16 protein-coding genes are annotated in these 16,684 nt (G+C 61.4%); 1 reads left to right on the top strand and 15 read right to left on the bottom strand.

What is annotated here, in order from left to right:
- Positions 1 to 89: 89 nt before the first annotated feature.
- From ACMFWR_RS07060 to ACMFWR_RS06995, 14 genes are all read right to left on the bottom strand, one after another.
- Positions 90 to 542 (bottom strand): PIN domain-containing protein, encoded by a 453-nt coding sequence (locus ACMFWR_RS07060; protein ID WP_413194294.1) that lies wholly within the window; start codon positions 540 to 542, stop codon positions 90 to 92.
- Positions 539 to 880: an AbrB/MazE/SpoVT family DNA-binding domain-containing protein gene (locus tag ACMFWR_RS07055; protein WP_413194293.1), complete on the bottom strand. Its 342-nt coding sequence runs from the start codon at positions 878 to 880 to the stop codon at positions 539 to 541. The genes ACMFWR_RS07060 and ACMFWR_RS07055 overlap by 4 nt, the downstream gene beginning before the upstream one ends.
- A 278-nt stretch (positions 881 to 1,158) precedes the next feature.
- Positions 1,159 to 2,712 carry a monocarboxylate uptake permease MctP gene (gene mctP / locus ACMFWR_RS07050; protein ID WP_413194292.1) on the bottom strand — a complete coding sequence of 518 codons (1,554 nt, stop codon included), beginning with the start codon at positions 2,710 to 2,712 and terminating at the stop codon, positions 1,159 to 1,161.
- Positions 2,709 to 2,939, bottom strand: coding sequence for a DUF3311 domain-containing protein (locus tag ACMFWR_RS07045; protein WP_413194291.1), 231 nt, complete (start codon positions 2,937 to 2,939; stop codon positions 2,709 to 2,711). The genes mctP and ACMFWR_RS07045 overlap by 4 nt, the downstream gene beginning before the upstream one ends.
- Positions 2,940 to 3,132: 193 nt before the next feature.
- Positions 3,133 to 4,188, bottom strand: a complete 1,056-nt coding sequence (locus ACMFWR_RS07040) for a GntR family transcriptional regulator (RefSeq protein WP_413194290.1) — start codon at positions 4,186 to 4,188, stop codon at positions 3,133 to 3,135.
- A 21-nt stretch (positions 4,189 to 4,209) separates the two neighbouring features.
- The gene (locus ACMFWR_RS07035; RefSeq protein WP_413194289.1) at positions 4,210 to 5,388 is read right to left on the bottom strand and encodes an ABC transporter substrate-binding protein; all 1,179 of its coding nucleotides are present in this window, start codon (positions 5,386 to 5,388) and stop codon (positions 4,210 to 4,212) included.
- A gap of 38 nt (positions 5,389 to 5,426) precedes the next feature.
- Positions 5,427 to 6,599: a CobW family GTP-binding protein gene (locus ACMFWR_RS07030; protein WP_413194288.1), complete on the bottom strand. Its 1,173-nt coding sequence runs from the start codon at positions 6,597 to 6,599 to the stop codon at positions 5,427 to 5,429.
- A gap of 55 nt (positions 6,600 to 6,654) precedes the next feature.
- Positions 6,655 to 6,945 (bottom strand): hypothetical protein, encoded by a 291-nt coding sequence (locus tag ACMFWR_RS07025; protein WP_413194287.1) that lies wholly within the window; start codon positions 6,943 to 6,945, stop codon positions 6,655 to 6,657.
- Positions 6,946 to 6,958: 13 nt separating this feature from the next.
- Positions 6,959 to 7,720: an SDR family NAD(P)-dependent oxidoreductase gene (locus tag ACMFWR_RS07020; RefSeq protein WP_413194286.1), complete on the bottom strand. Its 762-nt coding sequence runs from the start codon at positions 7,718 to 7,720 to the stop codon at positions 6,959 to 6,961.
- 154 nt (positions 7,721 to 7,874) lie between these two features.
- Positions 7,875 to 8,726 (bottom strand): SDR family NAD(P)-dependent oxidoreductase, encoded by an 852-nt coding sequence (locus ACMFWR_RS07015; RefSeq protein WP_413194285.1) that lies wholly within the window; start codon positions 8,724 to 8,726, stop codon positions 7,875 to 7,877.
- Entirely contained in the window at positions 8,723 to 10,060 is a 1,338-nt protein-coding gene (locus tag ACMFWR_RS07010) for an MFS transporter (protein WP_413194284.1), read from the bottom strand. The genes ACMFWR_RS07015 and ACMFWR_RS07010 overlap by 4 nt, the downstream gene beginning before the upstream one ends.
- A 36-nt stretch (positions 10,061 to 10,096) precedes the next feature.
- The gene (locus ACMFWR_RS07005; RefSeq protein WP_413194283.1) at positions 10,097 to 10,978 is read right to left on the bottom strand and encodes a polysaccharide deacetylase family protein; all 882 of its coding nucleotides are present in this window, start codon (positions 10,976 to 10,978) and stop codon (positions 10,097 to 10,099) included.
- Between the two features lie 650 nt (positions 10,979 to 11,628).
- The gene (locus tag ACMFWR_RS07000; protein WP_413194282.1) at positions 11,629 to 12,555 is read right to left on the bottom strand and encodes a spermidine synthase; all 927 of its coding nucleotides are present in this window, start codon (positions 12,553 to 12,555) and stop codon (positions 11,629 to 11,631) included.
- Between the two features lie 136 nt (positions 12,556 to 12,691).
- The gene (locus ACMFWR_RS06995; RefSeq protein ID WP_413194803.1) at positions 12,692 to 13,177 is read right to left on the bottom strand and encodes a DNA-deoxyinosine glycosylase; all 486 of its coding nucleotides are present in this window, start codon (positions 13,175 to 13,177) and stop codon (positions 12,692 to 12,694) included.
- Positions 13,178 to 13,322: 145 nt separating this feature from the next.
- Between ACMFWR_RS06995 and ACMFWR_RS06990 the strand changes: the two genes are divergently transcribed.
- On the top strand, positions 13,323 to 14,537 hold the full coding sequence (locus ACMFWR_RS06990) for a mechanosensitive ion channel family protein (RefSeq protein WP_413194281.1): 1,215 nt from the start codon (positions 13,323 to 13,325) through the stop codon (positions 14,535 to 14,537).
- Between the two features lie 205 nt (positions 14,538 to 14,742).
- Here ACMFWR_RS06990 and htpG read toward each other — a convergent pair whose 3' ends face one another.
- The gene (htpG, locus tag ACMFWR_RS06985) at positions 14,743 to 16,629 is read right to left on the bottom strand and encodes a molecular chaperone HtpG (RefSeq protein WP_413194280.1); all 1,887 of its coding nucleotides are present in this window, start codon (positions 16,627 to 16,629) and stop codon (positions 14,743 to 14,745) included.
- Between the last annotated feature and the right edge of the window lie 55 nt (positions 16,630 to 16,684).

The following is a 16,684-nucleotide window of genomic DNA, read 5'->3' as shown; positions in this document are numbered from 1 at the left end:
TGCGCGCAAGGCCGTATTGCTTTGCTCAGGCCATGAGGGTCACCCCGGGGTGCTGCAATGACCGCCGAACGCTGTCAATCCCCCGTTCTTTACGACTCGACCGACATCAGTGCGAGCATCCGTGCTCTGAATGCCGCGACCGTATCCACACTCAAGACTCGAAAGCCGCTTGTTCTCGAAGCCTTGCGATCGAAGGTCACGGTCGTTTCGCAACCGTCAAAGTGCCCTGTTCGTTCGATCAGATGGTCCGGAAAGTCGATATTGCTCGAGTTGAAGCGTTTGATTGCCTCCCAAACGGCATCACGCTCCTGAAACTGGACGTGGCGAATGGATGTCAGGCGCTTGAGATATCCGATCAGACTTTGCCGGTTGACGTCTTCTCTTCCCTTGAGAGTCCATGCGACCTCGGCCAGTGCGACAAGCGAAACATATCCCCGGCCTTTGGCCGATAGATTGTCAACGAAGTTCGTAACCAGCATGTGTTGATGCTCGTCGTCGTTCAACAAGTAACGAAGCAGGATATTCGTGTCGAGACCCGTCATGAATGAACCTCCATACTTCCCTCTTCGGCTTCGTCGTCTTCGGCTTCGTCGGCTTCCGCCTTGAGCACCCGCATGACTGTTTCAAGTTCAGACTTCGACAGCTTCCTTCCGCGGTGCCAATTCAAAAGCGCATCCGTCTCCTCCGGACTCCACCTTGGCACCAGCGGTGGTAGCCCGTCGAAGGCCGTCTTGGCGTCCAGATTGCACGCGATCATTGTGTATTCCTCGTTATCCTGGCTCCAGTAAAACGCGATCCGATCGCCGTCTTGAAGCTTTAACCGCTCACGAATTTCCTTCGGAAGTTTGACTTTCCCGTTCTTGTAGATCGTTTCCGGCATTTTCACTCCCTGAACTGTGTCATTGAAGCGCACAAATATAAGATCGCGAACGCATCCCAAAATCGGGTGCGCGCATTTGTCGCAGCAGCGGAGAAGCGCCACTCAACACCCCTATTGGAGACGAAGTGGCGAGCCGGGAAGAGTCAGACGAACGGCCAGAATTCGGCTAAACGACGTCGATATCAAATCAGCCGAGACTTCCGTCACACCTACCAAAGCACAAAGCCCCGGCCCTCTCTCGAGAACCGGGGCTTCAGGCACTTTTCAGTGCGCCGAATTCAGCCCTCGACCGGATCCAGATAATCCTCGGGCACGGTCTTGTCGATCGTCTGCGTCATCCCGGCGGCGCGGAACGCGTATGACAGACCGACCGACACCACGATGTTGAGAATCAGCGACCACACCGCCGCATAGCCAGGGATCGTGTAGCCGAACAGATGCAGCGGGTAAATCGACGACTTGAGCTGCAGCGTCGCGGCCATCCACGTACCCGTCACGATGCCTGCGAGCCAGCCAATCAGCAGCGCCCGATGATCGAGAATGCGCGTGTAGAGACCCAGCACGATCGCCGGCAAGGTCTGGATGATCCAGATCCCGCCGAGCAGCTGAAGCTGAATCGCATACGTGAGCGGTAAGAAGATGATGAAGGCCAGCGCGCCGACCTTCACGACCAGCGAGACCATCTTGGCGATATTCGTTTCGTCGTGGAAGTTGACCTTGTTGTTGATGAACTCCCGGTGAATATTGCGCGTGTACAGATTGGCCGCTGCAATCGACATGATCGCCGCCGGTACGAGCGCACCGATGCCGATCGCCGCAAACGCGACACCGACGAACCACGACGGGAAGTAGTGCAGGAACAACGCGGGCACCGCGAAGTTCGCGCCATAGGCCTTGAAGTACGGTGCGAACTCGGGCATGTCCTTCACGCCCGACGCGAGCGCCATGAAGCCGAGCAGCGCGAGCAACCCCAGCACCAGCGAATACGCCGGCAGCAACGCCATATTGCGGCGGATCGTATTGCCCGACGCCGAGCTCAGGATCGCGGTCACCGAGTGCGGATACAGGAACAATGCAAGCGCGGAGCCGACTGCCAGCGTCGTATAGGCACTGTAGCCATTGAGGCTCGTCGCATCGGGCGCCTTCAGCAAGAACTTCGCATGCGGCACGGTATCGAAGATGTGCCCAAAGCCACCGAGCTGCGCCGGAATCACGATGATCGCCGCACCGATCGTGATGTAGATCAGCAGATCCTTGACCACCGCGATCATCGCCGGCGCACGAAGCCCCGACGTGTACGTGTACGCGGCGAGAATGGCGAATGCGATGATCAGCGGCAGATCACCGACAAACCCTTGGGTATCGATGCCGAGTCCGCCGATCACAACCTCGATGCCGACGAGCTGGAGCGCGATATACGGCATCGTTGCGATGATGCCGGTCACCGCGACAGCGAGCGCCAGCCAGCGGCTGTTGTATCGCGCATGAACGAAGTCGGCCGCCGTGATGTGCCCGTGACGCTTGGCGACATTCCACAGCTTCGGGAACACGATAAACGCGAACGGGTAGATCAGGATCGTATAGGGCAGCGCGAAGAAGCCCGTCGCGCCCGCGCCGAACACAAGCGCCGGAACGGCCACGAACGTATAGGCCGTGTACAGGTCGCCGCCGAGGAGAAACCAGGTCACGACCGTGCCGAAACGGCGTCCGCCAAGACCCCATTCATCGAGCAGCTTCAGATCGCCGCGACGCCAGTTCGCGGCGACGAAGCCGAGCACCGTCACGGCAAGAAACAGCAGCACAAAGACAAACGTTGCGATCGGATAGGTCATGACTGTCCCCCGCTCGTACGTTTCGCCGGCTTCGTTTTCCAGTACACGACCGCGGTCAGCACCGCGCTGATGAGGACCCAGAGCAGCTGGTACCAGTAAAAGAACGGCAGGCCGAACAGGCGCGGCTGGTCGATGTTGTAGATGGGTACGAGCAGCACACCGATCCACGGCAGGACCAGAAGCCAGAGCCAGCGTTTGCCGGCATGGGATGCCACGGGCTGAGCCATGCGGGGTCTCCAGATTGAATGGCGCAGGCTCCGGCTCAGGGAGACCCGCAAGAACGACCCAAAAATATGCAGGCCCCGTCAGGCACGGTCAAGCGGGAATCACCCGATCGGCAGGGAAAACACGCAGAAACAACACATCAAATGCAAAGAAACTCCGGATCGCCGATCTCCATGCGCAATCCGTACAAAACGATCAGGCGATACGCTGCAGATACACCGGTAATTCGGGTTCGGGCAGGACGGCAAGCACCTTGAGCCGCTCGCGCGTGCGTCGCTGCGCCAGACGCAGATGCGCGAGCAACGCGTCGGCCGCGGCGTCGATATCGCGATCGCGCAGGGCGTGCAGCACGGCGGCATGCTCTGCGAGCGTCGCCGGGTCCGGGTGCAGACGGAACGCGGAGAAGAACGCGTGGTTTGCGGTCAGCGGCATCAAAGCATGGTCAATCGTATCGAGCAGCTTCTTGTTGCGTGCATGGGCGAGGCAGTCGACGTGCAACACGTTTTCCAGGCGTTGCAGACCGTCGGCGTCGATCGAATCCGGATCCGCCACGGCACGATCGATATCGGCGCACGCGCGCTCGATCGACTCGAGCGGCAACGCAGGAAAACTCGCGCGCAAGGCTGCGGGTTCGAGCAGCATGCGCAGCTCATAGTCCTGCGCGACTGCGCGCGCCGTCAGCGGTCCGGCGAGCCAGTGCGAATACGCGGATTTTTCGACCAGACCGAACTCGCGCAAACGGTTCAGTGCTTCGCGAACGGTATTGCGGCTCACGCCGAAGGCCTCGGCCGCTGCACTCTCGTCGATACGGAAGTGTCCGAAGGCGATTGCGATCGATACCGCCGACTCGAGTGCGTGGTAGATGCGTTCGCTGACCGGCGCCAGTTCGAGCGGCTGCGCCGGCGCATCGAAGCCGAGCACGCTGTCCGACAACGGCAAACGAACGGGCTCGGGTACCGTCCCGTCCGGGCTCGCGACAAGATAGCCGCGCCCCTCGAACGTCAGCAACCACCCGGCTTCATGCAGCAATTCGAACGCCTTGCGCACCGGGACACGGCTCGTGCCAAACAGCTTGGCGACCGGCCCTTCGAGCAGCACGAGCCCCGGCGCAATGCGTCCGCGTTCGAGCGCATCGCGCAGGCGATCGTGAATCAGCCGGTAACGCAATCGCGAGTCGGCGCCGATCACCTCTTCTTCAACGTTCGGGGTACGTCCTTGCTGCCTGAGCGCGGTGGATGCGCTTCGAATCATTGTGATGTCACCGTCCGTGCGTCATGCGCGCATGAAGTCGTTCCAGCGCCGTACGAGGTAGTTATGTTCGTCCATGACCGAATCCCAGACTGCGATACGGCTCATGCGCGCCGCATAGCCACCACCATCGCGAGTCTGTCCCGCTGCGACCAGATGGGCGCTCATCGGGCCTGGCAACTCGACGCGCGCGGCCTCGCCATCGTACCAGTAAGCCCATTCCGCGTCGCTCAGGTAGGGTCGCGAGCGCTCGGCGTTCGAGATATAGAACCCCTGCCTTGCCATGCTTGCGCCAGCCCAGCCCTCGAGCCACCAGTTGAGGTAAGCATAAGCCGCGTCGAGCGCGCGCCCCTGCGCGGCGCGCGACAAGGCAAGCCCGCCGAACCACGCGCGATAACCCTCGCGCGGGCTCGCGAGACGGAACCGGATGCCGGCGCGTTCGAGCTCGACAATCGCCGGCGACCAGATGCTTTGAATGGCCACCTTGTTCGCGATCATCAATTCCGCGGCCTCGGCGAATGTGGACCAGAAGCCCGCAAAATGGCCGCGCTGCTTGAACTCGATCAGCAGATCGATCAATGCATCGATCTCTTCGATATTCAGGTTGCCGATATCGTCGAAGCGCAGCAGCCCGGCGGCCTGCGCGGCGAGCGCCGCATCGATCGCACCGATCGCGGCATCCGCCTGAAGCGCCACGCGGCCGCTGAGTTCGGGAGCAAGGAGCCATGCCCAGCTCTCGCCGGCGCCCTGAAATCCTTCAGGCAGCGCATCGTCGAGGTAGACGAAACTGTCGGCGTTGTGGGTCAGCGGCAGCATGCTGATGCGTTGCGTCGCGTCTCGCGCGAGCGTGTTGTCGGGCTGTACGTAGAGCCGGTCGACCGGCACGCTGCCCGCCTTCGCGCATGGGCGCCCGCCGAGCTCGCCGGAGCGGGCGAGGCTCTGAATCTCGGTCCAGCGTGCAATGCGCGACACATCGATCGGCTGCAACGCACGCGCGGGCCACAGGCAGTCGATGCTGTGAAACCACTGGTCGTACACTTCGTACGTCTCAGGGTGCATGACGCCTGCGCGCTGAACTGCGAAGCCGTCATCGACGATATAGCGCAAGCGGATGCCCAGGTCCCGTTCAGCCTGCTCGCGCACATGTTCCTGAAGGGTCACGGTCGTGCCCAACACGCGCAGCTCGATCTTCGAACGATGCACGGCGGCCGATCGGCGAGGCGAAGAAGTCGTTGTCGCGTTCAATGCGCGTCGTTTTCCAGGTGAGCGGCACAGCGCCGGTACGATGCCTCGACAGCATCGCGCTCGAGTCCTTCGGTAATGAACACCAGTTGCGAGCGACGTTGCGTCGCCGGCAGCGTATCGGGCCACGCATCCAGATGCAGTACGGGGTGCACGAGATGCTGCACAGCGTGAATGACCGCCGGCCGTTCGGATCCCGCGACCGAGAGCAGCCCTTTGACGCGCAAAATCTTATCACCGTGGCGATTGAGCAAGAGGGTGAACCACAGGGTGAAGATGCTCCAGTCGAGCGGCGCATCGATTTCGATCGTGAAGGCATGGATGTTCGCGGCCGACGCCGGCACGTCGACACGATGCATCAGCGGTGAACGCCGCGGCGCCGTTTCATCAGCGCCGGAGTCCGCACCGTGAACATCCTGTGCCTGTGCCTGTGCTGCATCAAACACACTCTTGCCTGGCGTCAACCAACCCGCGACGACATGCCCCGCCCTGCTGATCACTTCAATCGGATTGGACGGACGAAGCAACGCATCCAGCAACGGTTGGCCTTCCCGATCCTCCTGGTCTTGCCATGCCCGCAGACGCGAACGCCCGCAACGGACCCATTGGATGGCCGCCGGATTCACGCTCGACAACGTTTCGCCGACCCGCGCGGCATCGGCGTCGTCAACCAGGTCGGTTTTGCTGATGACGATCTGATCGGCCGCCGTCACCTGCGCAAGCCATTCGGGATGATGCTTGCGCTGCGCCTGCGCGTTCACCGCGTCGACCACTGCGACCGTCGCGTCGAGGCGAAAGTGACATCTCACAAGCGGATCGGCGAGCACCGTGGCCAGGATCGGAGCCGGTGTCGCGAGCCCGGTCGTCTCGATGACGACCCGTCCGAACGGCGGCACCTCGCCGCGCGCGCGGCGCGAAAACAGCGACGCCAGCGCGTCCTTGAGTTCGCCGCGTATCGAACAACATACACAGCCGTTGTCGAGCAGGATGGTTTGCGTGTCGATGGCTCCGATCAGCAAATGGTCGAGGCCGACCTCACCGAATTCGTTGACGAGCACGGCGGTGTCGCGCGCCGCTTCGCCCTGCAGCATATCGGACAACAGCGTCGATTTCCCGCTGCCGAGAAAGCCCGTGACCAGGGTCACGGGCAACACATCGTAGGCCAGGCTCATCGTGCGCCACCCCGGATCGTGAGGCGCGGATACGATGCAGGCCGCAGGGTATCGTTCACGCTGGCTCCTCGAACATCGTGAGCGGATCGAGCGCACGACCCGCCATGCGTTCCGCGACGCGCCAGACCTGCGCGAAATCGTCGACGATTTCACTGGCACCCGTCGGCGAACCCAGCACGAACGACTGACCATGAAAGTCCGTGAGCGTCAGGCGATAGGGCCGCAAGACGCGGTTCGCGAGCGACACCTGAATCAGCCTCTGCCGGCGCACATTCGCCCCTTCGCCCGGCGCCGACGCGTTCGACCAATGATTGCCGCCGCCCAGCACTCCGCACATCCCGCACATCGCTGCCTCCGTCTCAGGGCATCACATCGCCCGAATTCGGCCCTAACGTCTGACCGACGAACAAATTGCCGCCGGGGTCGGACGCGAGCAACAGCGCGGCCGGCGCGACCTCATCCGTCTTGCCGAACCGGCGCAGCGGCAATTCCGCGGATTTGGCCGTTTTCCACGCCGCGCTGATGCCATCGACGAGCGGCGTTTCGATCGGTCCCGGTGCGATCGCGTTAACGAGCACGTTGTCCGGGGCCACTTCGAGCGCGAGCGACTTCGTGAAGCCGATCACCCCCGCCTTGGCCGCCGAGTAGTGACACAGTTCGGCACCGCCCTTGATACCGAGTTGCGAGGCCACGTTGATCACGCGTCCCCATCGCTGCGCGATCATCGACGGCAACGCATGTCGCGTGCAGAGGAACACGCTTCGCAAATCGACCCGCATCATGTCGTCCCACATCGCCGTCGTCAGATCGACGCAACGCGCCTGGGTCAGCATACCCGCGTTGTTGACGAGTATGTCGATCCCTTCATAGCGGGCGATGCACGTATCGACGATGCGCTGTGCGCCCTCCTCTTCGCCGACATCGGCAACGACCGTCTCGACGTTCGCACCGAGTGACCGGCACGTTTCTGCGTGTGCTGCAAGGCGAAGGCCATCGCGATCCGCGAGCACGAGACGTGCGCCCGCGCTCGCATACAGTGTGGCAATGGCCGCACCAATGCCGCTTGCCGCGCCCGTCACAACGGCACGCCGGCCGTCGAGCGAAAACATAGGTGCCGTCATGGCGCTGGACTCCTCGTTCGATTCGGTTCGTTCATCTCAACTCGTTCGGATCGGTTCGTGTATCTCAGCTCGTGTGGAACTCATTCGAACCGGTTCGTCGAGCCTGCCTGTCGCAGCTCGATCAACACAGCTCAATCAGCCCAGCGCGTTCAACTCAGCTCGGCCAACGCACGGTCAGGCCGCCATCGGCAATCATCGCCTGCCCCGTGATATACGACGCATCGGCGCTTGTCAGAAAGCGGATGAATGCGGCGATCTCTTCGGGCCGACCGACTCGCTGCAGCGGAATCATGCGTGCTGCTTCGCGCAGGCCCTCGGGCCCGAGCGAATTGACTGCATCGAGCGACTGCGGCGTCTCGATCAGGCCGGGAATCACGGCGTTACAGCGAATCTGACGCGGCGCGAGCTCCATGGCAACGGCGCGGCAAAGGCCAGGCACGCCCGCCTTGGCCGCCGAATAGTGCGTGTGCGCCTCCCATCCATAGACGCCGCCTGCGATCGACGACACGGCGACCATCGCGCCGCCGTCGGACATGTGGCGCGCAGCCGCTCGAAACGTGCGCATCACGCCGCTCAGGTCGACGTCGATCATCTCCATCCACTGGTCGTCGCGCATCTCCGTCAACGGCGCCTGGCGCAACAACCCCGCATTGGCGACGGCATAGTCGAGGCGACCGAATCGTTCGATGGCAATGCGCGCGAACGCTTCGACTTGTTCGGGCGAGCGCACGTCCACAGGCTGCATCACACATTCGCCGCCGGCTTGCTCGACGGCCCGCGCCGTGTCGGCCGGGTCGTGCGGATCGCCCGGAAAATAGCCACCGACCACGGCGACATTGGCTTGCGCGTAGGCCACGGCAAGAGCGCGGCCGATACCGCTCGCCGCCCCCGTGACGATCGCGACCCGGCGCGACGACCCGCTCGAGCCGATCGCCTCACGTGCGTTATTCGGGCTCGCACCCTGATCCGGGCGCTGCGTGTTCTGCGTCGTATTGGCTGCGGTCATTCGCCGACCTCCGGATCCACATGCTTGGCAAAGAAGATCAGCACACCCGAGAGGAAGCACGGCACGGCGCCGAACGCGATGGCTGCATGCATCCAGTCGCTGCCGTGATTGAGCATCGAGGTGACGCCCACGCCGGCGAGAATCGCACCGATCGGTCCCATGGCATGGACGATCGAACTACCCGTGCCGCGGATCGACGTCGGGTAGCTTTCGCCGATAAAGAACAACGCTGCCGAGTACGGGCCGATCAGAAAGAACAACCCGATGCTGTACAGCGCAACGACTACGCCTGTGCTACTCGGACCGAACAGCATGGCCGCGAACGCGAGGCCGCCCAGCATCCAGCCAATGGCCAGCGTGTTGCGGCGACCGATCTTGTCGCCAATCCATCCATGGCTCAGATAGCCGCAATAGCCGATCACATTCGAGAGTACGAGAATCAACAGTGAGTTCTGAAACGAGACGTTGTGCACGCGCGTCAACACCGTCGTGCCCAGCACGCTGAACACCTGGATAGCGGCCCAATTGAGCAGGATTCCGCCACCGAGCACGAACGTCGCGCGCCGTGCGTCCCCACGAAACGCTTCGGCAAGCCCTGCCCGTGCGTGCTCTTCGTAGTCGACCTTGTGTTCGCCGGCGAGTGAGCGTGCCGCACTGTCGTTACCCGCTTCGCGCAACATCTTGATGTGCTTGTGAAGCTGGAATTGCGGGCTTTCCTTGAGGCGGCGCGTCATGAAGAAGATCACGATCGCCGGGAACGTCGCGAAGATGAAGCAACCCTGCCAGCCGATACGCGGCAGCAGCAACGCCGTCAGACCCGAAGCGATCAGTGCACCGATCGGCCAGCCGCCCTGCACGAGGCTATAGATAAAGCCCTTGCGGCGATTGAGCTTGGGGTCGTTGGCTGCCGAGTACAACTCGTTCAGATAGGTCGCGTTGACAGTTTCCTCGGCGTAACCGAGACCCGACAAAGACCGGATCAGGACGAGCGGAACCTGTCCGAGCGCGCCGCCGACGACCGTGAGACCCGAGCAAATGGCAGCGCCGGCCACCGTCCACAACAGACCCGCCTTGCGTCCGGCGCGATCGAGCAACGGTCCGATCGCGAAGGCGATCACGGCGGTGCCCACCGCGACCAGTGTCGCGATTTCAGCTTGGGCTGCGGCATCCCAGCCATAGTGCTTGCCAATCTCCGGCAGCAGCGTGCCGAACAAGATGAAGTCGTAGACCGCGAAAACCCAGGCGAAGAAGGCGACCACCGTCGCACGCTTCACGTCAACAGGAAGAATCGCCTCGAGCTTGAAGCCCGAGGTGGCAAGCGGGTTCTGTTTCATGGGTGCTCTCCAGAGAGCGCAACAGGTTGGGAGGAGTTACTTCCCGCGCGGGTGGCGCGCGAGAAAGTCGTCGGCGATTTCGTCGCAAGTGCAAAAGCGCACGCCGGGGTGCAGGCGGAAATGCGCGATCAGGCGCTCGAGCATCAGCAGCACCTGAGGACGGCCGGACACATCGGGGTGGATCGTGATCGGGAAGACCGCGTAGTCGTGTTCGCGGTAGACCCAGTCGAACTGGTCGCGCCACATCTGTTCGATATCGCGCGGATTGACGAAGCCATGACTGTTGGGCGCCTTCTTGATGAACATCATCGGCGGCAGGTCATCGAGGTACCAGTTCGCCGGTACCTCGACGAGATCCGTTTCTTCACCGCGCACGAGCGGCTTCATCCACGCGCTGGGGTGCTTGCTGTAGTCGATCTTCGTCCACGTATCGCCGACGCGCACGTAGTACGGATGGAAATCGTTGTGCATCAGGCTGTGGTCGTACTTGATGCCCTTCTTGACCAGCAACTCGTTGGACACCGCGCTGAACTCCCACCATGGCGCGACATATCCCGTCGGGCGACGACCGGAAAGCTGCGTGACCAGCTCGATACTTTTATCGAGCACCGCCTCTTCCTGTTCCGGCGTCATCGCGATCGGGTTCTCGTGGCTATAGCCATGAATACCGATCTCGTGTCCCGCATCGGCGACTGCTTTCATTTGTTCGGGAAAGGTCTCGATGGAATGCCCCGGGATAAACCAGGTCGTCTTGATCTTCTCGCGCCCGAACAGCTTGAGCAGGCGCATCGAGCCGACCTCGCCCGCGAACAACCCGCGCGAAATGTCGTCCGGTGAGTCTTCGCCGCTATAGGACCCGAGCCAGCCGGCCACAGCGTCCACGTCGATACCGAATGCGACCAGAATTTCCTTGGCCATGATGTGTTCTCCTTCGTGAAAAGTGCGTGAGGCAGTAACTTTTAAGCGAGCTGAAACGGTCCGCTGGCGGCAGGGACATCAATCAGCGAAACGGTATGAGCGGAAGGGTCGCGAATAACACAAGCCAGGGTTTGCTCACGCGAAAACGTGCCCAGCACGAGATCGGCATGCGTCACGCGTACTCGCGGTGAGGTAATCTGGCATCCTCGACGTACAAATGTACTTCGTCCACAAAGTTCGTTTTTATATTATTTCGACAGAAAATATTCGCCGAAAATTCGGGTTAACCCGTTCAGCGAGAGAACCATTGACGCTCTGCTGCGTTGCAGGAGCGCTGTACGTCAGGCGAAGACTTGGCTCAGGAAAGACCGCCGTTGCGAACAAATCCGCCGCAATTGCGCGACGGACTGACGATCGGACGTGATTCAGGCGGAATGCTCAGGCGTTACGGCGCGGGGCCGTGCGCGCCACGCGCCGATGCCGGAACGAGCGGCCGGGTGCGACCAAAGGGCCGCCCGGCGGTGATGAGGAAGGTTCGGGAAGGAGAGTCAGGGGAGAAACGAAAAAGCGCGAATCCCACCTCGATGCTGCGGTGCGATTCGCGCTTAAGACGGTCAATCAGCCAGGGCGGTCAATCAGTGACGCGGCGATCAGATCGTGAAGTCCGTTCCCGGATGCACTTCCTTGAGACCTGCGACCCAGGATTTGGCCGGGAGCTTGAACGTACGTTCAATGAACGCAGCGTGACGCTCGAGCGCAGCCCACTCGAATGTCAGCGGCGGTCCCGAGAATGCAATCGCGATGCGGTTGCCGTCATGGATTTCCGGCAGCGCGAGCACGCGGTTATCGAATGCCGCCGCGAGCTGCTTCATGTTGCGGCGAAAGCTCGGATGGTCGCCGAACAGATTGACCGTAGCCACGCCGAGCTTGCCCAGGCAATCGCGGCACGCACGGTAGAACGATGCCGAGTCGAGCACCGGTCCGCGCGCGGTCGCGTCGTACAGATCGATCTGCAGCGCGCCAACGGTGCCGTGATTCGAAGCGTCGTTCACGTATTCCCATGCATCGGCTTCGACAATGCTCAGACGCTTGTCATCAGGCGGCAGACCGAACATCGTGCGCGCGGCCACCACGACCGCCGGGTTGAGTTCAACCGCTTGCGTCTGTGTCTTCGGCAGATTCCGATGCGTGAACTTCGTGAGCGCACCCGTGCCCAGGCCCAGTTGCACCACTTTCTTCGGCGGGTCGATAAACAACATCCACGCCATCATCTGTTGCGCGTATTCGAGCTCGATCTTATCGGGCTGACGCAAACGCATCGCACCTTGCACCCACTCGGTACCAAAGTGCAGATAGCGCACGCCGTCCTCTTCCGAGAATGTCACCGGCGCAAAGCGCGGCTTGCGACCGCCTTCGTACGGAAGCGCTTCAGTGACGAAATCCGAATCACGTCGCGGCTTTTTCCTACGCGATGGTTCGGTACTATCGAGCGCCGCTGAACGACGAGCGCTGCGGTCGCGTTCGCGACGTTCAAATGCGCGCGCTTCAGCGGAAGCGCGCTTGATCAGTTGTGCCATTCGGATCGGACAAGACAAGAGTTTGCGGATGGGGCGAGAGGATAGCACCGACGCATGCTGATCGACTGACGAAGCGCTTAACCGCACGCACATCAGCGCTTCGCAGCGACCTTTGACGTCACCACCGACCACATCGTTATCCCGCGAACGGCGACGCAATCGCTCTCCATAGTTCGAGCTTCTGATCGAACGACAGTGTCGCATGTGCCGGACTCGATGACGGCAAGACAAGCGTCTCGTACCCTGCTTCGCGCATGACGCGTTCAAAGCGGCCCGCGGTCTTGCCGTTGAAACACACCCGCCTGAGCGCAGGGGCATGCCGGCGCAGCGAAACGAAGTCGTTCGGGGATGCATTGCGAATCGCCGCGTCGAGGCTGCCAGTCCGCTCGCAGGCGGCCAGCACGTCCCACACGCCGATCCGATGCGAGAGCAGCCGTTGCAGCCGCTCCTCATAGGGCAGAGACGCCAGCGGATCGCCCAGCACTGCGCCCAGCAAGCGCCAGAACTGGTTCTGAGGATGCGCGTAGTACTGTGTCGCCGACAAGGACGCGACGCCGGGAAAACTCCCGAAGATCATCGTGTGCGTATCGGCGGCGACGACCGGAGGAAAACCCGCAAGCAATGCCGACGTTTCGTCGACCTGCTGCTGACTGCCCTGCTGAAGTGTCTTTGCTGAAACTCGCGACTTGGTTGCGGGTGTTTCTGTCATATTCTTTCAGTCTGTCCAGTCTTTCATCCGCCGGCGGCTGCCGGCATCGGGAGAGCCCATGCTCGACAAGACGCTTCGCATCGAAGGCGGTCCGGACTGGCATCACTTTTACGTCCACACCGACAGCATGTGGGTCGCGGTCCTGCTTGTCGTCGCGCTCATCGTCGCGATCGTGCTCGCCAGCGCGATCTGCTACTACGTCACACGGACTGTCATGCTGCTGGTCGTGAACCGCCTCGCCCGGCAGGATCAGCACCGCTGGTTGCGCGCCGCCGAGCAGCACAAGGTGTTTCATCGCCTCGCCCCGCTCGTCCCCGCAGCCATTCTCTACGCTGCGGCCCCGCTGCTCTCGGGACTCACTTTTCCAATGGTGGCCGCGCTCGGACACCCATTGGCCATCCTCGCCGCAGCCTACATGGTCTACACCCTGCTGCGTGCGGCGCTCGCGCTGCTCGACAGCATCGACGAACGCTACCGCCACTTTCCGTCCGCGAGCGAGCGGCCGATCAAGAGCTTTCTGCAAATTGCAACGATCGTCCTGTACGTCATCGCACTCATCGCGGTGAGTTCGGTTTTGCTCGAGCGCTCCCCCATTTACCTGCTCACAGGTCTGAGCGCGGTCACCGCATTGCTGATCTTCATCTTCCGCGACGCCCTGCTCGGATTCGTCGCCAGCATTCAGGTGACGGCCTATGACATGCTGCGCGTCGGCGACTGGATCGAGGTGCCCGGCTTTGTCGCCGACGGCGTCGTGGTCGATATTGCCCTGAACACGATCAAGGTGCAGAACTTCGATCACTCGATCGTGATGGTGCCGAGCTATGTGCTGCTGACCAACTCGATGAAAAACTGGCGCGGCATGACCGAGTCGGGCGGCAGACGCATTCGCCACGCGATTCATTTCGATGTCGACACCGTGCGCTTTCCCGACGATGCATGGCTTGAGGCGCACGGAACGGATTCGACCCACACGCTGCCCGGTCCTTCGGATGCCGATGCACCACGATTAACGAACCTCGGTCTGTACCGCCGTTATTTGACGCACTACTTTCGCAGCCATCCCGCAATTCGGCAGGACATGCCGATCGTGATCCGCCACCTGCAATCCGACCAGCCGATCATGGCGCTCGAAGTCCATGTGTATGTCAACGAGACACGCTGGGAACCCTATGAGGTTCTCCAGTCGGACATCCTGGATCATGCCTACGGCATGATCCCCGCCTTCGGGTTGCGGTGCTGGCAGCATCGCAACCGCTCGCGGGCTGAGTCATAAAGCGTTGCGCAGCGAGGTGCAAAGGGTAGGCCCTAAAAGGGGATTCCTATAGGGGCCTCCAAAATCGAGAGTCCAAATTGTCGAGCGGTAAAAACAAAGGGGGCACGTCGATATGACGTGCCCCCCAAAGATCGGATGCGTGTTTCGATCAGTGGGCACACTTCAAAATACCGGTGTGCCCATCGATGCGTACCGTATGCCTCGCTTAATGCGCGCCCGACAGCAACAGCGAGTTCGTGCGGCGCACGTAGCTCGCCGGGTCCTCGAGCGTGCCGCCCTCAGCCAGCAAGGCCTGATCGAACAGCAGATGCGACCAGTCTTCGATCGCCTGCGTGTCTGCATTCAGACGCTTGACGAGCGGGTGCTCAGGGTTGATCTCAAGAATCGGCCGCGATTCCGGCATCTTTTGCCCTGCTGCCTTGAGCATGCGCTGCAGATAGCCGCTCATATCGCCTTCATCGGCAACGAGGCACGACGGCGAGTCGGTCAGACGGAACGTCAGGCGCACTTCCTTCGCCTTGTCCTTGAGCACGTCCTGAATCTTCTCGACGAGCGGCTTCAGATCGCCGCTGACCTTCTCCTGCGCCTGCTTCTCTTCGTCGGACAACTCGCCCAGATCGAGATCACCCCGCGCCACGCTCGCGAGCGGCTTGCCGTCGAACTCGTTGAGGAACGACAGCGCCCATTCGTCGACGCGATCGGTCAGCAACAGCACTTCGACGCCCTTCTTGCGGAACACTTCGAGATGCGGGCTGTTACGTGCGGCGAGCCACGAGTCGGCCGTCACGTAGTAGATCTTCGTCTGGTTGTCCTTCATGCGGCTCACATAGTCCGCAAAGGAAACCGTCTGCTCGGCCGAATCGGTATGCGTCGACGCAAAGCGCAACAGCTTCGCCACGCGATCCTTGTTCGTGAAGTCTTCGCCGACGCCTTCCTTGAGCACCTGGCCAAACGCGCCCCAGAACGTCGCGAACTTCTCCTTCTCGTTCTCGGCGAGTTGCTCGAGCATCGAGAGCGCGCGCTTGGTCACGCCGTCGCGAATGGTCTTGACGTCACGGCTTTCCTGAAGAATTTCGCGCGACACGTTGAGCGGCAGATCGCTCGAATCGACCACGCCGCGAATAAAACGCAGGTAGCCCGGCAGCAATTGCTCGGCATCGTCCATGATGAACACGCGACGCACGTATAGCTTGAGGCCACCGTGCTTGTTGCGGTCATACATGTCGAACGGCGCCTGAGCCGGCACATACAGCAGCTGGATATATTCGCTGCGGCCCTCGATGCGGTTGTGCGTCCACGCGAGCGGATCGAGGTGATCGTGCGACAGGTGCTGGTAGAACTGCTTGTACTGCGCTTCGTCGATATCGTTCGTCGAGCGCGCCCACAAGGCGCTGGCCTGATTGATGGTCTCGTCTTCGTCGCGCACGACCATCTCGCTCTTTTCCTGATCCCATTCTTCCTTGGGCATCTGGATCGGCAAGGCGATGTGATCCGAATACTTCTGAATGACCGATTTGATCTTGTAGCCGCTCAGCAACTCATCTTCGTCCGCACGCAGATGCAGCGTGATGGACGTGCCGCGTTGCGTGCGATCGATGTTCTCGATCGTGAATTCGCCGTCGCCCGAGCTGATCCAGCGCACGCCTTCGCTCGCTGCGACGCCGGCGCGACGCGATTCGACGGTGATCTTGTCCGCGACGATAAAGCCCGAATAGAAACCCACGCCGAACTGGCCGATGAGTTGTGCGTCTTTCTGCTGGTCGCCCGACAGTTTCGAGAAAAAGTCGCGGGTGCCCGACTTGGCGATCGTGCCGAGGTTCGTGACCGCTTCGTCGCGGCTCATGCCGATACCGTTGTCGTCGATCGTAATCGTGCGCGCGGCCTTGTCATAGGTCACGCGGATGCGCAGGTTCGAATCGCTTTCGAACAGGGCCGGGTTTGCGATCGCTTCGAACCGCAGCTTGTCGGCCGCATCGGACGCGTTCGAAATCAATTCGCGCAGGAAGATTTCCTTGTTGCTATACAGCGAATGGATCATCAGCTGCAGAAGCTGCTTCACTTCTGCCTGAAAACTCAGCGTCTCTTGCGCCATCGAATCAACCTCTTATGGAAATCGGGGGTGAATAGTAAAACAACGACCCGTTATA

This window comes from Pararobbsia alpina (genome assembly GCF_965118125.1).
GTDB classification, from domain to species: Bacteria; Pseudomonadota; Gammaproteobacteria; order Burkholderiales; family Burkholderiaceae; genus Pararobbsia; species Pararobbsia alpina_A.
The sequence above is the reverse complement of the archived record's forward strand: the minus strand, read 5'-3'. Positions and strand labels throughout refer to the sequence as shown.

What these genes read in the sequence shown, in the direction of transcription:
- ACMFWR_RS07060 (WP_413194294.1), bottom strand. Translation starts at nt 542, where the DNA reads ATGACGGGTCTCGACACGAATATCCTGCTTCGTTACTTGTTGAACGAC.
- ACMFWR_RS07055 (WP_413194293.1), bottom strand. Translation starts at nt 880, where the DNA reads ATGCCGGAAACGATCTACAAGAACGGGAAAGTCAAACTTCCGAAGGAA.
- mctP (WP_413194292.1), bottom strand. Translation starts at nt 2,712, where the DNA reads ATGACCTATCCGATCGCAACGTTTGTCTTTGTGCTGCTGTTTCTTGCC.
- ACMFWR_RS07045 (WP_413194291.1), bottom strand. Translation starts at nt 2,939, where the DNA reads ATGGCTCAGCCCGTGGCATCCCATGCCGGCAAACGCTGGCTCTGGCTT.
- ACMFWR_RS07040 (WP_413194290.1), bottom strand. Translation starts at nt 4,188, where the DNA reads ATGATTCGAAGCGCATCCACCGCGCTCAGGCAGCAAGGACGTACCCCG.
- ACMFWR_RS07030 (WP_413194288.1), bottom strand. Translation starts at nt 6,599, where the DNA reads ATGAGCCTGGCCTACGATGTGTTGCCCGTGACCCTGGTCACGGGCTTT.
- ACMFWR_RS07025 (WP_413194287.1), bottom strand. Translation starts at nt 6,945, where the DNA reads ATGTGCGGGATGTGCGGAGTGCTGGGCGGCGGCAATCATTGGTCGAAC.
- ACMFWR_RS07020 (WP_413194286.1), bottom strand. Translation starts at nt 7,720, where the DNA reads ATGACGGCACCTATGTTTTCGCTCGACGGCCGGCGTGCCGTTGTGACG.
- ACMFWR_RS07015 (WP_413194285.1), bottom strand. Translation starts at nt 8,726, where the DNA reads ATGACCGCAGCCAATACGACGCAGAACACGCAGCGCCCGGATCAGGGT.
- ACMFWR_RS07010 (WP_413194284.1), bottom strand. Translation starts at nt 10,060, where the DNA reads ATGAAACAGAACCCGCTTGCCACCTCGGGCTTCAAGCTCGAGGCGATT.
- ACMFWR_RS07005 (WP_413194283.1), bottom strand. Translation starts at nt 10,978, where the DNA reads ATGGCCAAGGAAATTCTGGTCGCATTCGGTATCGACGTGGACGCTGTG.
- ACMFWR_RS07000 (WP_413194282.1), bottom strand. Translation starts at nt 12,555, where the DNA reads ATGGCACAACTGATCAAGCGCGCTTCCGCTGAAGCGCGCGCATTTGAA.
- ACMFWR_RS06990 (WP_413194281.1), top strand. Translation starts at nt 13,323, where the DNA reads ATGCTCGACAAGACGCTTCGCATCGAAGGCGGTCCGGACTGGCATCAC.
- htpG (WP_413194280.1), bottom strand. Translation starts at nt 16,629, where the DNA reads ATGGCGCAAGAGACGCTGAGTTTTCAGGCAGAAGTGAAGCAGCTTCTG.